The organism is Streptomyces sp. NPDC001348, from assembly GCF_053597535.1.
Window position 1 is genome coordinate 135,244 of sequence record NZ_JBSFIK010000013.1, and the last position, 16,618, is coordinate 151,861.

General features: G+C 73.2%; 12 protein-coding genes. 2 read left to right on the top strand and 10 right to left on the bottom strand.

The window, feature by feature from the left end:
* Window positions 1-37: 37 nt before the first annotated feature.
* From ACWC21_RS16470 to ACWC21_RS16505, 8 genes are all read right to left on the bottom strand, one after another.
* A complete protein-coding gene (locus ACWC21_RS16470) occupies window positions 38-5,056 on the bottom strand; it encodes a hypothetical protein (RefSeq protein WP_450882279.1) in 5,019 nt (1,672 codons plus the stop codon).
* Window positions 5,053-5,907 (bottom strand): DUF4132 domain-containing protein, encoded by an 855-nt coding sequence (locus tag ACWC21_RS16475; RefSeq protein WP_450882281.1) that lies wholly within the window; start codon window positions 5,905-5,907, stop codon window positions 5,053-5,055. Before ACWC21_RS16475 ends, ACWC21_RS16470 begins: the two co-directional genes overlap by 4 nt.
* 88 nt (window positions 5,908-5,995) lie before the next feature.
* On the bottom strand, window positions 5,996-7,252 hold the full coding sequence (locus ACWC21_RS16480) for a glucarate dehydratase family protein (RefSeq protein ID WP_450882283.1): 1,257 nt from the start codon (window positions 7,250-7,252) through the stop codon (window positions 5,996-5,998).
* On the bottom strand, window positions 7,249-8,151 hold the full coding sequence (locus tag ACWC21_RS16485; RefSeq protein ID WP_450882284.1) for a 5-dehydro-4-deoxyglucarate dehydratase: 903 nt from the start codon (window positions 8,149-8,151) through the stop codon (window positions 7,249-7,251). The genes ACWC21_RS16480 and ACWC21_RS16485 overlap by 4 nt, the downstream gene beginning before the upstream one ends.
* 24 nt (window positions 8,152-8,175) lie before the next feature.
* Window positions 8,176-9,129, bottom strand: coding sequence for a carbohydrate ABC transporter permease (locus tag ACWC21_RS16490; protein ID WP_450882286.1), 954 nt, complete (start codon window positions 9,127-9,129; stop codon window positions 8,176-8,178).
* Entirely contained in the window at window positions 9,126-10,031 is a 906-nt protein-coding gene (locus ACWC21_RS16495) for a carbohydrate ABC transporter permease (RefSeq protein ID WP_450882288.1), read from the bottom strand. Before ACWC21_RS16495 ends, ACWC21_RS16490 begins: the two co-directional genes overlap by 4 nt.
* Window positions 10,028-11,362: an ABC transporter substrate-binding protein gene (locus tag ACWC21_RS16500; protein ID WP_450882290.1), complete on the bottom strand. Its 1,335-nt coding sequence runs from the start codon at window positions 11,360-11,362 to the stop codon at window positions 10,028-10,030. Before ACWC21_RS16500 ends, ACWC21_RS16495 begins: the two co-directional genes overlap by 4 nt.
* A 210-nt stretch (window positions 11,363-11,572) precedes the next feature.
* On the bottom strand, window positions 11,573-11,968 hold the full coding sequence (locus ACWC21_RS16505) for a DUF5997 family protein (protein WP_450882292.1): 396 nt from the start codon (window positions 11,966-11,968) through the stop codon (window positions 11,573-11,575).
* Between the two features lie 58 nt (window positions 11,969-12,026).
* On the opposite strand from ACWC21_RS16505, the gene ACWC21_RS16510 reads away from it, so the two are divergent.
* Entirely contained in the window at window positions 12,027-12,788 is a 762-nt protein-coding gene (locus tag ACWC21_RS16510) for a LysR family substrate-binding domain-containing protein (protein WP_450882294.1), read from the top strand.
* A gap of 54 nt (window positions 12,789-12,842) precedes the next feature.
* On the opposite strand, the gene ACWC21_RS16515 is transcribed toward ACWC21_RS16510, so the two are convergent.
* On the bottom strand, window positions 12,843-14,261 hold the full coding sequence (locus tag ACWC21_RS16515) for a DHA2 family efflux MFS transporter permease subunit (RefSeq protein ID WP_450882296.1): 1,419 nt from the start codon (window positions 14,259-14,261) through the stop codon (window positions 12,843-12,845).
* A gap of 109 nt (window positions 14,262-14,370) precedes the next feature.
* Window positions 14,371-14,859, bottom strand: a complete 489-nt coding sequence (locus tag ACWC21_RS16520; RefSeq protein WP_450882298.1) for an Lrp/AsnC family transcriptional regulator — start codon at window positions 14,857-14,859, stop codon at window positions 14,371-14,373.
* A gap of 229 nt (window positions 14,860-15,088) precedes the next feature.
* Between ACWC21_RS16520 and ACWC21_RS16525 the strand changes: the two genes are divergently transcribed.
* Entirely contained in the window at window positions 15,089-16,579 is a 1,491-nt protein-coding gene (locus ACWC21_RS16525) for an FUSC family protein (RefSeq protein ID WP_450882300.1), read from the top strand.
* Window positions 16,580-16,618 lie beyond the last annotated feature (39 nt).

The following is a 16,618-nucleotide window of genomic DNA, read 5'->3' on the forward strand; positions in this document are numbered from 1 at the left end:
GTACGGAGGGTGGGCATCGGCTGCTCGTCACGGGTGCTCATCGGCGGCGCCCCCTGCGCGTGGCCCGCGTGGTCAGCTCCTCGTACGCGGGGGTGTCGCCCGTGCGCACCCGGTCCCAGGCGCGGGCGAACAGCGCGGGCACCGGGAGCAGCGGCACGGCACGCTGGTGCGGGGGAACCGGGTACAGCCCCTCCTTCCAGGTCTCCACCGGCAGCGCCGGGGACTTCAGGTCGTACCAGCCGCACGGCAGGAACAGGGTGCGCCCGGCGCGCGGGCGCTTGGCCTCGACGACCAGGTCGGTGGCGGCCAGTTCGGCGCGGGCCTTCTTCAGCCGGGCGGGCTTCCAGCCGGTCCAGCGGGCGCAGTTGCGGTCCGTCGGGTCGGGCAGGGCCAGCAGCTGCAGGTAGAGCGCCGCCGCGTCCTCTCCCAGGCCGTGCGCCGAGGCCACCTCGGCGACCAGCGCGGGGACGCTGACGGCCGGGTCCTGGGCGTGGCCCGCCGGCCCGTCGGTGTCACCGCCGGCCGCGACCGCCAGGGCGAGTTCACCGCCGAGGACCGTCCGCAGGGCCCGCAGACCCGCGCCGCGCGCGGGCCCGACCAGGCCTTCGAGGAGCAGCAGGACGTCGTCGTCCGGGCCGGTCAGCGCGGCCGGGCGGACCAGGACGGTCTCGCTGTCCCCGTACCAGGGCCGCAGCACGAGCGCATCGCCGACCCGGGTCCGCCCGTGGGCGTCCGCGCCACCGGTGGCGGGCAGCCCGTACGCCTTGCGGAGTTCGACGGCGGTCGAACCTCCCTTCTCGGCCCAGGCCACGTCCAGGTCGAGCAGCAGCCCGGGATCGGTGAGCCGGCGGCGCAGCGCGGCCAGACCGGCCGGCAGGGCGGAGCGGAGCGGGTGCCCGTACGGCAGCCAGTAGGCGAGCGCGGCCAGGACGGTGACGGCGCCGGTCAGGTCGTGGCGGCCGGGGACGGCGGCCGGGTCCGCCCAGACGAGGTCGCCGTCCTTGTCCGGCCGCAGGACCGTGGTGCGGCTCAGCCAGGGTGTGCGGCCCGGGTTGAGCACCTCCTCGGCGGCACCGGCACCCACCGGAAGCTCGGCGGCGAGCTCCTCGCCGAGGCGTACGAGCGAGCCGTAGCGCTGGGCCCACACCCGGCCCGCGGCCTCCGTGTCCGGGCCCGAGACCCACAGGTCCGCCGGGTCCTCGGGCATCAGGGCGGCGACGAGCGACTTGCGGCCGTCCACGCCGAGTGGGGCCAGCATGCGGTTGCCGAAGTCGACCTGGCGCGATGTCAGCCCGATCGTGGCGAACACCTCGGCGCCGGGATGGTCCGGCAGACCGGCGAGCAGCACGGTGGCCTGCACGGGACCCAGCCCGTCACGTGTCCCGGCGGCGAGCGCGGCGGGCGCCTGCGACCGCCAGGGCACGGCGCCCTTGTCCCGGATCAGCCGGGTGAGCGTGGCCAGCCGGTCGGCGGAGATCTCCGGCGAGTGCCGGTCCTCCCGGTCCAGGGTGAAGTGGGCGACGGCACCGAACGCGCCGGCCGGATCGTGGTCGAGGGCCAGCCAGCTGACGCGTTCACGGTGGACATCGACGCTCTCGCAGCCGAGGATCACGACCGTGCGGCCCGCGCGGCGCAGCACCTGACCGGCCCGCTCCTGCTTGTCGTGCGGTTCGCTCAGGACGATCTCGCGGAGCGTGTTCCCGGAAGCGGTGAGGAGCGGCCCCTCGGTCATCGCTTCGAACAGCAGGAGCAGCGCCTCCCGCTCGGAGTCGGGCAGGGCGGCCGAGGCGGCGCGGTAGGCGAGCGGCCGCAGCACGGACAGCAGGTTCGTCCACACCATGCCGATGCCGGGGATCGTGTGCTCGTCGCTGTGCCAGCCGTCGCCGAGCACGGCGAGCCGCTCACGGCCGGGCAGTGGCTTGCCGTCGGCCGGTCTGCCGGACAGCACGTGGTTCACGGACCGGATCTGACGCAGCGCGCTCCACCGCTGCCCGCCCCACCACGAGCCCAGGTGGGCCAGTCCGGCGGAGGCCGTGTGCAGCGCGCGGTCGTCGCCGAGTTCGGGGCAGTAGTCGGCGAACATGCCCTCGGTCCGCCGGCGGTCCGGCCGCGGCCGCCGTACGGGTGGTGCCGCGAAGGAGGCGGCCGACTCGGCGATCCGCAGTGCCGTGCGGACGAGCGCCGCGACGCCGATGAGGATCCGTTCGTCGGCGATGCCGGGCAGGGCGCGGGCCACGGCGCGCCGGGCCACCACGTCGGCGGTCGGCACGGCGGGCTTCGTGAAGGCGGCGCCGACCGACCCGGTGCCACCCGCCCGGGCCACCTGCTCCAGCCGCTCGGCCAGTGCCCCGGCCGTGACGCGCAGTACCTCGGCGGTCTGCTCGTCCGTCAGGGCGCGCAGCAGGGCCGACGACCGCTCGTCGCGGGGCCGCAGCGCGTGCCAGAAGGCGGTCGGCGGCACGAACCGCGTGCCGGCGGCGTACTCTCCGCCCTGCTCCTGCAGGGTCACCCGGCCGAGTACCCCGGCGGCGGAGGTGTCCTCACCGGCGTACAGGAACACCGTCTGGTGGCCCTGTGCGACGACGGGCTCGGCGCCGCCGGGCAGCCGCAGCGCGCCGAGCGGCACCCGCCACCACCCCCGCTCGACGGGCAGGCTGACGCTCCGGCCGTCGGGGGTGCCCGCGGTCGCCACTTCCTCGGCGCCCTTTCCCGCCGTGCGCACCCAGCGGCCCAGCACCGTTCCGTCGGTGCCGAACGGGCTGTTCTCCAGGCCCGGTTGCAGCGGCAGGACCTCGCAGTGCTCCGGCAGCAGGGAGGCGTCCTCGCGGATGCCGGACCGCAGGAAGGCGGGCAGCGAGGCGCGGCCGTGGGTACCGGTGGCCGGGTCGTACTCGAGCCACACCGTCCGCCTGCCCTGCCTGCCCTGCCGCCAGTACGTCGTGCCGTCGCCGATGACCGCACGGCCGGCCGGCAGGACGGTGTCCCCGGCGTGCAGCGTGCGGCCTCCGGTGGCCCGGCCCCCGCCGGGCAGCGGGATCGAGGGCGTGCCGACGTCATGACCGGACCAGTAGCGGGGGAGCTGCTCGCCGGCGAGCGGGAACACCTCGGACGGCCGGGCCGACCAGTAGCCGAACTGCTTGCCGTCCTGGGGCCACATCACCAGCAGCTCGCCGTCGGTGTAACGGAACCGTGGGCGCTGCCAGCGGTCGAGATCGTCGGGCAGCCGCAGTTCGTGCTCGAGCAGGATCTCCTCGGGGCCGACGACGACCGCCTTGTGCCTGCGGGCGAGGATCAGCGCGGGCCAGGCCTCGGTCACGGTCAGCGTGTTGTCCTCGCCCTTCCCGGGCTTGCCGTCGAGCAGCCGCAGCCCCTCCTCCAGGGCGGGCCAGCCCAGCTCGTCCAGGATGCCCGTGCGCAGCGTGCGGCCGAGCAGCGGCGCGACCGCGTGCCGTGCGATCCGGGCGACGGCGTCGGGGCCGGCCTGGAGGGCGACCGCGCGGAAGGGGCGCAGCCGGTCGAGGGCGGTGCGGGCGCCGGGCAGGCCCACCGCGCGGGTGAACTCCCCGGCCGCCTCGTCCAGCCACTCGCGCAGCACGTCACCGAGCACGGGATGGGCGGCGAGGGCGGCCAGCACCTCGGGGGTGACCTGCTGTCCGTTCCCCAGCGTGCCGACGGCCCGGTGCAGCAGGCGCCGCAGGCGCGGGTCCGCCGCGGTGGCGACCAGATCCCGTCGGCCCGGCGGCGCGGTGTCGGGCAGCCAGCGCTCCAGGGCGAGGTACACGTTCACTTCGGTGCCGGGCACGGCGAGCGGAACGCCCTCCGCCGCGCACAGGTCCAGCAGATCGAGATCGGCACCGGCGTGCCAGCGGCCGTGGAACAGGTCGACGGGCCGCCCGGCGGCGCGCAGCCTCGGCGCCATCCGCTCGACGAGCGCCAGGGTGGCCGGTGAGCGCCGGCTGCAGGCGCTGCCGTGCTTGCGGTGCAGTGCCCAACGGCCCAGCCAGTCGGCGGCGTCGACGCCGGCTCCCGCGCCGGCGCTCTCCTCGTCCTCTCCGGTCAGCAGCCGGTCCGCGCCGCACTCCGCCAGCAGGGTGAGCCAGAACTCGTCGTCCTCGACCTCCCGGCCGAGTCCCGTCGGCATGATCTCCAGCAGCCGGGCCCGGACCGCCGGCCGCTGTTCGGCGAGGACCGGCAGGGTGGCGCGGTAGGCGGTCCAGAAGGAAGCGGGGGCGCGCACGGCGGCCGGTGAGGCGAGCAGATCGGCGAGGAGAGCGCACTCCTCGGTGACGCGAGGCAGCCCGGCCGCCTTGACCAGACCGCGGACGTCCTGCGGCAGGGAGGCGTACGGCGGCATCCCGGCCGCGCAGCGCTCCACGGTCAGCTGCCGGAACTGCGCCCACGCCGCGGCCGGGTCGAGCCGTCGCGCGAGGTCCTTCACATGTTCCTTGAGCGCCTTGACCGTCAGCGCCCCGGCGAACGCGAACTCCAGGAACACCGCCCGCTGCCGCTCCTCGTCGACCGTCAGCGCGTGCACCCGCTCGGCCTCGCGGGCCTTGCCGAAGAACGCGGCGGCGTAGGCGGTGTTCTCGTGCTGCAGGAAGACCCGGGCGGCCTGCTCGTAGAAGGTCGGCAGGAAGTGCGGCACGGCCCGGCCGAGCCGCCCGCCGAGCGCCTCGAAGCCCTCCTTGGCGTTGCCCGGGCGGGACTTGGCCTGGCGAGCGAGCCGCTCGATGTCCTTGACCAGGGCGAGGGCGTGGTGCCCGTTCGCCGGGTCGTTGACCAGCGCCCAGGCGGGGAAGCCCAGGGTCTCCCGGCGCACCTGGCCGACCTCGGGGGTCTCCGGTTCCCGGGCGAGGCCCAGGAACTCCAGTGCCAGGTCCTCCGCCTCGCCGAGGGTGCCCGGCACCAGCCGCACCACGCTCCGGTCGTCCAGGGCGGGGTGGGTGTAGGTGCGGACGGTGAGGGTGTCGGCGTCCTCGCGGGCGGTGCTGCCCGGGGGCAGGACGGCGCCGGAGTCCAGCAGCGCGGCGACGGTGGTCGCGTCGTACGTCGTCATGCCGCCCGCTCCTCGTCCTCGATGTCGCGTCCGGCGTACAGCGCGGCCGCCATGCGCATGCCCTCCGACCAGGCCACCGGGCCGACCTGACCGAGCTTCAGCGCCCGGCCCGCGGCGTCGGTCCACATCAGCGGCCCGGTTTCGGTCTCCTCGTAGCCGTCGTAGTCGCCGATCCACACCCGGGCCTCGACACCGCGGCCGTTCTCCAGCACGGAGTACACGGAGTTGCCGCCGCGCACGCGGTAGCCCAACTGGGTGGCTCTGCCGTGCAGGAAACGCAGTTCCCTGAACGAGCCGCCCGCGTAGTCCTCGACCTGCCTGCTGTCGGCGTCGACGGCGGCGGGACGGGGGAACACCTCACGGAAGAGCTGCTGGGCCCGCTGCTCCACGCCGAGTTCCACGGCGAACTCCCGCAGGTCCTCCAGGTCCTCGAGGAGTACCGGGTGCGGGATGCGGACGAGGGCGGGCGTCATGCGCACGGTGTCGCCGTCGAGGTCGACCAGGCCGAGGCCGCGCTCGCTGTCGGCGTCCCGCAGGAAGCCCGCGACCGCGCCGTCCGCGTCGGTGACCACGAGGTCGCGCAGGGCGGACCGCCAGGCCGGGTCCGGCCACACCCGGGCGAGGACGGCGAGGGGCACCGGGAGCGAGCGGACCATCCACCGCTCGACGTCGGCCAGGCACTGGCGCTCGTGCCGCTCCAGCCACTCGGCGAGCTGCCGCAGCCCCACCACCGAAGGATCGTCGGCGAGTTTCGCGGGGACGGACTTCAGCCGCCGCCCCGACGCGTTGCGGCACACCACCTTTCCGCCGTCCAGGGCGACCTCGTAGTCGCCCGCCTGCACCCACCCCATGCGTGCCTCCCCGCACCGCTGTGATCAAGTGACGGGAACTCTAGGGCAGGCCACTGACAACGCCCTGGGAGCGGGGAGGACGGGGGAGTCACCAGCGCGGCAGCCGCAGCTCGTACTCGGGGTGGATCCGGCGCATGTACCCGGTGTCGTCGCGGCCGCGCACGCCGGAGTCCAGGTACAGCCGGTGCAGCCGGTCCAGGGCGTCGTGGTCGAGCTCCACTCCGAGGCCCGGACCGGTGGGGACCTTCACCTCGCCGTGGCGCAGCTCCAGCACGCCCGGGACGATCACGTCGTCGGCCGAGTTCCACGGGTAGTGCGTGTCGCAGGAGTGGTCCAGGTTGGGGATCGCCGCGGCGACGTGGGTCATCGCGGCCAGGCTGATGCCCAGGTGCGAGTTGGAGTGCATGGACAGGGCGATGCCGAACGCCTCGCACACGGCGGCCAGTTCGCGGGTGCGGCGCAGCCCGCCCCAGTAGTGGTGGTCGGTGAGCAGTACCTGCACAGCGTTCTGCTCGATCGCGGGCCTGAGGTGCTCCCACGCGATCACGCACATGTTGGTGGCGAGCGGCAGAGGCGACTCCCGCGCCACGTCCGCCATACCACCGATTCCCCTGGTCGGGTCCTCCAGGTACTCGAGGACGCCGTCGAGTTCGCGGGCCACGTACCTCGACGTCTCCACCGTCCAGGCCGTGTTGGGGTCCAGGCGCAGCGGCTGCCCGGGGAAGGCCTCGGCGAGCGCCCTGATCGCGGCGATCTCCTCGTCGGGCGGGAAGACACCGCCCTTGAGCTTGAAGGAGCGGAAGCCGTACCGTTCCTGCATCAGCCGGGCCTGCTCGACGATCCCGGCCGGATCGAGCGCCTCGCCCCAGTCGTCGCGGACCGCGGGCCGGCCGTCGAGGGCGGGATGTTCGCCCCATTTGTAGAAGAGGTACGCGGCGAAGGGCACCGACTCGCGGACCGTGCCGCCGAGCAGGTCGCTGACCGGGCGTCCGAGGAGCCTGCCCTGCGCGTCCAGACAGGCCACCTCCACTGCCGAAGTGGTCCAGCCGCGTTCGTGGGAGCTGGGTACGGTGGGCAGCAGGGCCGTGTCGATCGCGGCGGCGACGGCGGTCGTTTCGAAGACGTCCATGCCGACGACGGTCTTCGCGGCGGTCCGCAGCCGCTCCAGACGGGCCTCGCCGCCCGGGGACTCGCCGAGACCCACCGTGCCGTCCTCCAGCACCAGTTGGAGGACGATGCGCAGCGCCAGCGGCTCGTGCACACCGTTGGAGTTGAGCAGCGGGGGGTCCCGGAAGGCGATCGGGGTGACGATCAGTTCGCGGATGCGGGTCGCCTCGGCGGTCATGCCCGCACCACCTCCAGTCCACGGTCGATGAGTTCGGCGAGCCGGGCGACGTGCTCGGGGGTGGGGTCGAGCAGGGGTGCCCGCACGCCGCCGACGTCGAGGCCGCGGAGGGCCACTCCGGCCTTGACCAGGGAGACGGCGTATCCGGGTACCTCGTCCCGGAGTTCGACGAGCGGGCCGTAGAACTCGTCGAGGAGCGTCTGGACCAGCGGCGTCCGGTCCTGCTCCAGGGCCCGGTGGAACGCCAGGGCGATCTCGGGCGCGAACGCGAACACCGCGGAGGAGTACAGCTCGACCCCGATGCCGCGGTAGGCGGGCGCGGTCATCTCCGCGGTGGGCAGGCCGTTGAAGAACTGGAAGTCCTCGCGTACGGCCCGCACGGCACGGACGATGCGGTGCATCCGCTCGATGTCGCCGATGCCGTCCTTGAGGCCGGTCACACCGGGCAGTGCGGCGATCCGGGCCGCCGTGGACTCGGTGAGCCGGGCGGTGCCGCGCTGGTAGAAGACGACGGGCAGGCGGGTGGCGGCGGTGACCTCCTCGACATACCGCAGCAGGCCCTGCTGCGGTGCGCTCACCAGACAGGGCGGCAGCAGCAGGATGCCGTCCGCGCCCGCTCGTTCGACGCGTGCGGCCTGGTCCCGGGCGACCGGGGGCGGGCCGCCCGCGGCGGCCAGGACCGGGACCCGGCCGGCGGTCGTCGTGACCGCAACACGGGTGGCCCGTTCGATCTCCTCGGCCGACAGTGCGTGGAACTCACCGGTGCCGCAGGCGACGAACACGCCGCCCGCGCCGGCGGCTACCCCGGACTCGATGTGCCGGGCCAGGCGTTCCTCGTCCAGCGAGCCGTCCGCGGTGAACGGCGTGACCGGGAAGAACAGCACTCCTTGGAACTTCATGTCTCCCTCGTACAAGTGGGGTGCTCAGCCCTTGGTGGCGCCGGCCGCGATGCCGGTGACCAGCGAGCGCTGGAGGAGCAGATAGACGATCAGACTGGGGACGAGCGCGACGACCGCACCGGCCAGCACCACCCCGGAGCCGACCTGCGGGTCGGTGCGCAGGATGGACAGGGCGACGGTGACCGTGTAGTCGGTGGGGTCCTTGGCGGCGATCAGGGGCAGCAGGTACTGGTCCCAGATCATGATGAAGCCGAGCACGCCGGCCACGCCGAGCGCGGGCTTGCACAGCGGCAGGACGACCTGCCACAGCATCCGCAGTTCGCCGACGCCGTCGAGCCGGGCCGCCTCCTCGATCTCGGTGGGGATGTCCTTCATGAACTCGGTCAGCAGCATCACCGAGAAGCCCCAGGCGCCGAGCGGCAGGATCACCGCCCAGACGGTTCCCTTCAGGTCCACGCCGACGACCGGGACATGGCCGAGGACCAGGGACAGCGGGATGGCGATGACCTCCTCGGGAAGCATCAGCGTCAGCATGAACAGGGTCAGCACCAGGGCCTGCCCGCGGAACCGGTGCCGGGCCAGGGCGTAGGCGGCGAGCACCGACACGGCCAGTTGGAGCAGCAGTCCACCGCCCGCTATGACCAGCGAGTTCGTGAAGTAGTCCCAGATGCCGCGCTCGCCGGCCACCCGTATGTTCAGCAGCGTCGGGTGGTGGGGGAGGAACGCCAGGGAGGAGCCGCTGGGGTCGGTGCTGAAAGCACCGGAGAGGATCGTCAGGAACGGCGCGGCGAAGACCGCCAGGGCGATCACGCAGAGCAGGATCCGCAGGGCCCGGGCCGGGCCCGACCGGTCGCTCCAGCCGAGGGCGGTGTCGAAGCGGGCGGGAGTGGCCCGGGGCTGCCGGCCGCGTCCCTTCGCGGGGGAGGCGGTGGCCTCGCCGGACGGGGCGTGGACGGGGTCGAGGGCGGGGGCACTCACCGTACGTCTCCCCTCTTGCGGAAGTAGTTGACGGTGACCGTGAGCAGCAGGGTCACACAGAGCAGGACGACGGAGGCCGCCGAGGCGCCGCCGAGGTCGTTGCGGGAGAAGCCGAGGGTGTAGGCGCGGGTCATCCAGACGTCCGTGGAGCCGGCCGGGCCGCCGCCGGTGAGGACGTAGACCTCGGTGAACACGCGCAGCCCGCGGATGGCGGCGAGGGTGAGGACGATGCTCATGGCGGGCCGGATCGCGGGCAGGGTCACATGCCGCAGCCGCTGCCACAGCGAGACACCGTCCATCGCGGCGGCCTCGTACAGGGTGCGGTCCACCCCGGCCAGTCCGGCGAGGATGATCACCATGTTGTAGGGGGCGGCCATCCAGATGCCCATGACCATCGTCGACCACAGGGCGGTGTCCGGGTTGTCGAGGAACGGGACCGGGCCGGCGCCCAGCAGGCCGAGGGCGTGGTTGATCAGGCCGTCGGAGGTCGGGTAGTACATCAGCCGCCACAGCTCGCCGACCACCGCGGTCGCGGTGACGACGGGCAGGAAGACGGCGGTCCGGATGATCCGCAGCGAACGGGCCTGCCCCTCGAGAAGCAGGGCGAGGGCGAAGCCGACGACGATGGCGCCCAGCGACTGCCCGATGCCGAGCACCAGTGTGTGGCCGATGGCGTCCTGGAAGCGGTGGTCGGTCAGTACCCGGGTGTAGTTGTCGAGGCCGACCCACTTGTCGCCGAGGAACGGCCGTACCTTGAAGAAGCTGAGCCAGACGCCCTTGCCCATCGGCAGGAACTTGAAGACGAGGGCGAGCAGCAGTCCGGGGGCGAGGAACAGCCAGGGCAGAACGGCCTTCCGGCCCATACCTCTGCGCCGTGCGGGCGCGGTGACGGTAGCGGTCATTTCAACAGGTCCTGGTCCTTGAGGTCACCGGCGAGGGTGTCGCCCAGCTCCTTGAGGCCGGAGCGGACGTCACTTCCGCAGTACGTGAACAGCGCGTTGAGGCTGTCGGCCGTGTCCTGCTTGATCGGGGCGAAGTCGGGGGCGTTGGGGAACTGCTGGGAGGCGGTCTCGTACGCCTTCTGCACGACGCTCCAGCGCTTGTCGCCGGTCACCTTGGCCGCGTCCAGCGTGGTGTTGGTGGGGATACGGACGACGGGCTGGTGGCCGCCGACGCTGGTCATGGCGATCCGCTGCCCCTCGGGCGAGATCAGGAACGCGGCAAGTGCCCGTTCCTGCTTCGCCTTTCCGGTCTTGGCGCCGAAGTAGACGTTCTCGCCCTCGGCCAGCACGTCCGGGCCCGCCGGACCCGCGGGGGCGGGCACGACCTCGTACTTCTTCTTGCCGACCAGCCCGTCGAAGCTGGTGATGTTGTACGGGCCGGTCATGTACATGCCGGCGTTGCCGTCCTGGAAGTTGGTGGCGGTGCCGGTGACGGCGGTGACGGCGCCGGGCTGGACGACACCCTTCACGCCGCAGAAGAGGTTGTCCTTCATCCACGTGACGGTGCGCACGGCGGCCGCCGAGTCCATGGCGGGGCGGTAGCCGCCCTTGCCGTCCGGCTCGATGATCTTCGCGCCGCCCTGCCACAGGAAGCTCGAACCCCACCAGGCGGCGTAGCCGTTCTGCGCACTGGCCGGCGCGACGATGCCGTAGGTGTCCTTCTTGCCGTCCCCGTCCGGGTCGCGGGTGGCGAAGGCTTTGGCCACGGCGATCATCTGCTGCCAGGTCTTCGGTGCCTTCAGGCCGAGCTTGTCCAGCCAGTCCTTGCGGATCATCAGGGTCATCGCCTGGCGGGAGTACGGGATGCCGTAGTGCTTGCCGTCCCGGCCCACGGTGGAGGCCCACGACTGTTCGCTGATCTGGCCGTGGCCCGGGACGGAGGCGGGGACGATCGGCTTCAGCAGGCCCTGGCTCTGGTAACTGCCCATCAGAGCCGTGTCGTTGATCATGACGTCGGGCAGGTCCTTGGTGGACGCCCGCGCCTGGAGCTGCTGGTCGAAGTTCATCACCGGCTGGTAGTCGATCTTGATGCCGGTCCTCTTGGTGAACGCCGCGAAGACCCGGTCGTAGGTGACGGCGGAGTCCGGGTCGCTCCGGGTCCACACCTCGAGCGTGTTCGGATCACCGGACCCGGCTCCGGCGGAACCGGAGCCGCAGGCGGCCGCCCCGAACAGCAGACCCACGGCGGTGAGTGCGGCGGCCGGGCGGGGACTTCGTCGGTGAACCCCCATGGGCACCTCCGTTCGTGTGCCACTCGATTCATGAATATGAACGAGCTTCACGGATCTAAATGATCGGCCAAGCTACGGATCGCTTCATCCGTATGTCAAGACATGGTTGTGAGCTTTCACGCCGGGTCCACAGACAGCACGACGCCCCCACCGCCGGGTGATCGGCGACGGGGGCGTCGGTGTCGGGGAGCCGAAGTGCTCGGCCCGGTCTCAGCGCTCGGAGTGCTCGGCGCGTTCGGCGTTCCTCTTCTTGATCCGGGCCGTCTCCTTGCGGACCTCCGCCTGGGTGGCGCGCTCCTTCTCCAGCCACTCGGGGGCGTCCTGCTTCAGTGCCTCGATCTGCTCGCTGGTGAGTGCCTCGGTCACACCACCGCGTGCGAGCCCCGCGATGGACACGCCCAGCTTCGCCGCGACCACCGGGCGGGGGTGCGGGCCGGTGCGTCGCAGTTCCCGCAGCCACTCGGGCGGGTTGGCCTGGAGCTCGCCCAGCTCGGCCCGCGTGACCACACCCTCCTGGAACTCGGCGGGGGTGGCGGGGAGGTACACACCCAGCTTCTTCGCCGCGGTGGCGGGCTTCATCGTCTGGGTGTTCGCTTGCGACTTCATGAGGACAAGGGTATCGGCCGGGTTCGGGGCGTCCGCACACGGCCGATACCCTGGCGGAGTGACAGGCTCGCAGGAATCACCGTCGTTCCGGCTCGCGTACGTCCCCGGAGTGACGCCCGCCAAATGGGTGCGGATCTGGAACGAACGCCTGCCCGGCACTCCGCTCACCCTCCTCCAGGTGACGGCCGCCGAGGCCCCCGACGTACTGCGGGCGGGCGAGGCGGACGCCGGCTTCCTGCGGCTCCCCGTGGACCGGACGTTCTTCAGCGCGATCCCCCTCTACACCGAGAGCTCGGTGGTCGTGGTCCCCAAGGACCACCTGATCACGGCGGTCGAGGAGGTGTCCCTCGCGGATCTCGCCGACGAGGTGCTCCTCCACCCCCTCGACGACGTGTTCGACTGGGACAGCCCTCCGGGGGAGCCCGCCTTCGAGCGCCCCGCGACGACGGCGGACGCCGTCGAACTCGTCGCCGCCGGCATCGGTCTCCTCGTCGTCCCCCAGTCGCTGGCCCGGCTGCACCACCGTCGCGACCTCACCTACCGGCCGGTCGTGGACGCCCCCCGGTCGAGCGTCGCCCTGTCCTGGCCGGAGGAGGCCACCACCGACCTGGTCGAGGACTTCATCGGCATCGTCCGCGGCCGCACCGTCAACAGCACGCGTGGCCGCACCGCCCAGCCCGAGACCCGGCCGGGCCGCGAACGCCAGGACGCCACCGCTCGGCAGAAGCCCGCCGCCGGCCGGACGAGCGGCCGCAGTCAGAGGAGTCGTTCCGCCGGTGCGAAGAGCCCCAAGCGGGGGAAGCCGCGACGCCGGTCGTGACCGAGGACGCGGCCCGGGCCGGGCACCGGCCGGCCGTCCTGGACCCGCACGGGATCACTCCCGAAGATCCGCCACCGCGAGTCCCAGGGCCATCAGCACGAACAGCAGAGCGGTACCCAGGCCCAGCTGGAGCGCCGCGGGGACGTGACCGTGGCCGGCCAGATGGGCGAAGTACACGGCTCCGACGGCGGCGATCCCGGCCGCCGAGCCGATCCGCTGACCGGTCTGCAGTACGCCCCCGGCGGCCCCGGCGCGGCGGACCGGGACACGGCCGAGGGTGAGCGTGGTGTTGGGGGAAACGGTCAGTCCCGACCCGATCCCGGCGACGAGCAGGGGCAGGGCCGCCGCCCACGCCACCCCCCGGCCCGGCGCGAACTGCACGGCCGCGACGGCACCGAGCAGCCCCAGCGCCACACCGCACAGACCGTGCACCACCAGCATGCGGCCGTACCGCAGGACCAGCCGGCCCCCGGCCAGCGCACCGGCCGCCGAACCGACCGCGAACGGCGTCGCCGCCGCCCCGGCCGCGAGCGCGCCGTAGCCCAGGCTGTTCTGCAGGAACAGCGTGTAGACGAAGAAGACCGAGGTGAACCCGGCGAAGTACAGGAAGCTCACCAGCGCGCCGAGCGAGAACGACCGCCGTCTGAACAGCCGCAGGTCCACCAGCGGCCCCCGGCGCAGCCGCAACTGCCGCCGCTCCCACGCCCAGAACGCCAGCAGGAGGACCGCGGCCACGGGAACCAGCGCCCACTTGCGCCGTCCGGGCCACTGCTGTTCCTGTACGAGCGGCAGCATCAGCACCAGCGCACCGGTCCCCAGGAGCAGCACACCGGGCAGGTCGAAACCCTCCCGCGGGCCCTCCCGCGCAGGGGTCCGGGGCAGCAGCCGCAGCGCCGCCGCGAACACCGCCACGCCGATCGGCAGGTTGATGTAGAACACCCAGCGCCAGCCGTCGTCGCCGCCGGACGCCTGGATCAGCAGGCCTCCCGCCAGCGGGCCGACGGCGGTCGCGACGGCGACGACGCTGCCGTACATGCCGAACGCCCGGGCCCGCTCGGCGCCCTGGAACATCTGCTGGATCAGCCCCGAGCTCTGCGGCGCGATCAGACCCCCCGCCGCGCCCTGGAGCAGCCGGAAGACGACGAGCCACCCGGCGGCCGAGGCGAGTCCGCAGGCCGCCGACGCCAGGGTGAACAGGGCCACCCCGACGAGGAAGGTCTCCCTGCGGCTGCGCAGATCACCCAGCCGGCCCGCCGGTACCAGGGACAGCCCGTACGTCAGCGCGTAGCCGGAAGCCACCCACGACAGGTCGGCCTGGGCGGCGCCCAGGCCATGCTGCATCGACGGCAGGGCCACGTTGACGATCGACGTGTCCATCACCGTCATGAACCCGCCGGTGAGACACACCCCGAGCGCGGGCCACCGTCGCTCGTGGACGACGGGCACGGACGACCGTGCCTGGAGTGTGGTCATGGGCTCACGCTGGCACGCACCGCCGCCCGCCGCACGGGGAGCGCCGCCGGGTGGTGGTGCCGGCGTCCGGGCGCTCGCCCGGGAAGCCGCCCCCCGCGACCGGTGAGGGTCAGCCGGCCGTACCCCCGCGGGCGGCCCTGCCCACCGACTCCACCAGCGGCAGCAGCCGGTGCGGGACGCGTTCGCGCAGGGCCACCTCCGTGCGGGTGCGCACCACACCCGGCAGGCTGATCAGCTTCTGGATCACGTCCTCCAGATGCTCGTTGTCCCGCGCCACGACCCTGGTCAGCAGATCCCCGCCACCCGTGATCGAGAAGGCCTCCACGATCTCCGGTACGGCGGCCAGCGCGTCCCCGACGTCGTCCAGGTGGCCCTGGGTGACCTCGATGTGCACGAACGCCAGCACCGGGTGGCCGAGCGCGGCGGGGGAGAGCGAGGGGCCCGTGCCGGTGATCACACCGTCCCGCTCCAGACGGTCCAGGCGGGCCTGGAGCGTGCCGCGGGCCACGCCGAGGATGCGGGCGTACTCGCGCACGCTGGTGCGCGGCTGCTCCAGAAGCAGCCGCAGGATCCGGGTGTCGAGTTCGTCCACGGTCATGGTCTACGAATGTACCAATGGCTCAACGGAGCCAGGTGGGCGTGTACCGCGCGACCTGGTCCGTTGGCCTTCTGGCGGCCGTCAGGGCGGGTCCGATGCTGTGCCATTGGCACAGTCTTTGAGGCGCCACTTGAGCCAGTGACCCAGTGGGTGCTCTCATGGGCGCGTCGATGGCGCTGCGGACCCCCGCGGCGCCTTTTGTGTGCCGGAGTGCAAGGGGTGGGAAGCGGTGCTGAAGAGGGTGTTCGTGGCCTCGGACCCGGGGCGGCTGCGGCTCAGGTTCGCCGCGCGGGCCGTGCTCGGGATCGGTGCGGCGGTCTCGGTGTGCGCGCTCGCCGGGCACTCCCTCGTGGGAGCCGTCACCGGCGGGCTGGCCGCCCTCCTCGCCCTGTTCACCGTCACCGACGCCACCGTGCGGGGGCAGGCCGTCACGACGGCGCTGCTGCCCGTGGCGGGACTGCCGGTGCTTGCCGTGGCGGCCGGGCTGCACGACCACCCGGTGGCCCGGGACGTCGCCTTCCTGGCCGTGGTGGGCGCGGGCGTGTACGCGCGCCGCTGGGGGCCGCGCGGTCACAGCCTCGGCGTGTTCGCCTTCATGACGTTCTTCGTGGCCCAGTTCCTGCGCGCGACCCCGGCACGGCTGCCCGAGCTGTACGCCGCGGTTCTGCTCTCCCTGTTCACCGCGGCGGCGGTGCGTTTCGGGCTGTGGTGCTACGAGCGGCGGCTGCCGCCGGCCCCGGCAACGGCCGTGCCCGGCGGCAGCGGACTGGCCCGCGTGACCACCCGGCAGGCGGTCCAGGCGACCGCCGCCTCCGGCTTCGCGCTCGTCGTGGGCCAACTGGTGTCCGGACAGCGTTGGTACTGGGCCGTCGGCGCCACCTGGTGGATCTTCGTGAACACGGCCTCGCGCGGCGAGACGCTGGTCCGCGGCTTCCGGCGGATCCTCGGCACGGTCATCGGCATCGCCCTGGGGCTGCTGGTCGTCGTCCCGCTGCACGGGGCGCCGCTCGCCACGGCCGTCCTCGTCACCGTGTCCGTCTTCGGCGTCTTCTACACCGCCGCCGTGTCCTACACCTGGATGATGCTCTGGGTGACGCTGCTCGCCGAGTCCCTCTACGGCCTCCTCGGAGTGCTCGACCCCGGCCTGCTCGCGCTGCGCCTGGCCGAGACCGGCGTGGGCGCCCTCGGGGCCGTTCTGGCCGTGCTGCTGGTGCTTCCCGTCACCACGCACACCACCACCGACGCCTGGATCCAGCGCGCCCTGCGCTGCGTCCACGCCTGCACCGCCGAGGCCGCCGCCCGTCTCGCGGGCCACCGGACGGCGGACCCCGCGCGCCGGGTCACCGAACTGGAGCAGTTGCTCGGCCGGGTACGGCTCTCCGTCGCCCCGCTCGTGCACCCCCTCAATCCCGCCCTCGGCCGCAAGCGGCGGGCCCGCCGGGTGCTCGCACTGCTCGACGACTGTGCCCGCGAGATCCGCGGCCTGGCCGTGGTGGCCGCCGACCCGGAGGCCTCCCACGACGCCCGCCTGGCCGCCGCCTGCCGGCGGGTGGAGGCGGCGGTCGAGGCGCTCACCGACGGCGGCACCCGTCACGTCACCGACCTCGACGAACCGCCCGCCGAGCCCGCCCTGGCCCACCTCCACGGCGTGGAACGGGCCCTGGCGGAACTCGCCGAGCCCCTGCGGACCCCGCCGCGGGCGGGACTGGCCGGGGTCTGAGGGGGCACTCCGCGGAAGGGGACCGGGCCAGGCCCCCTC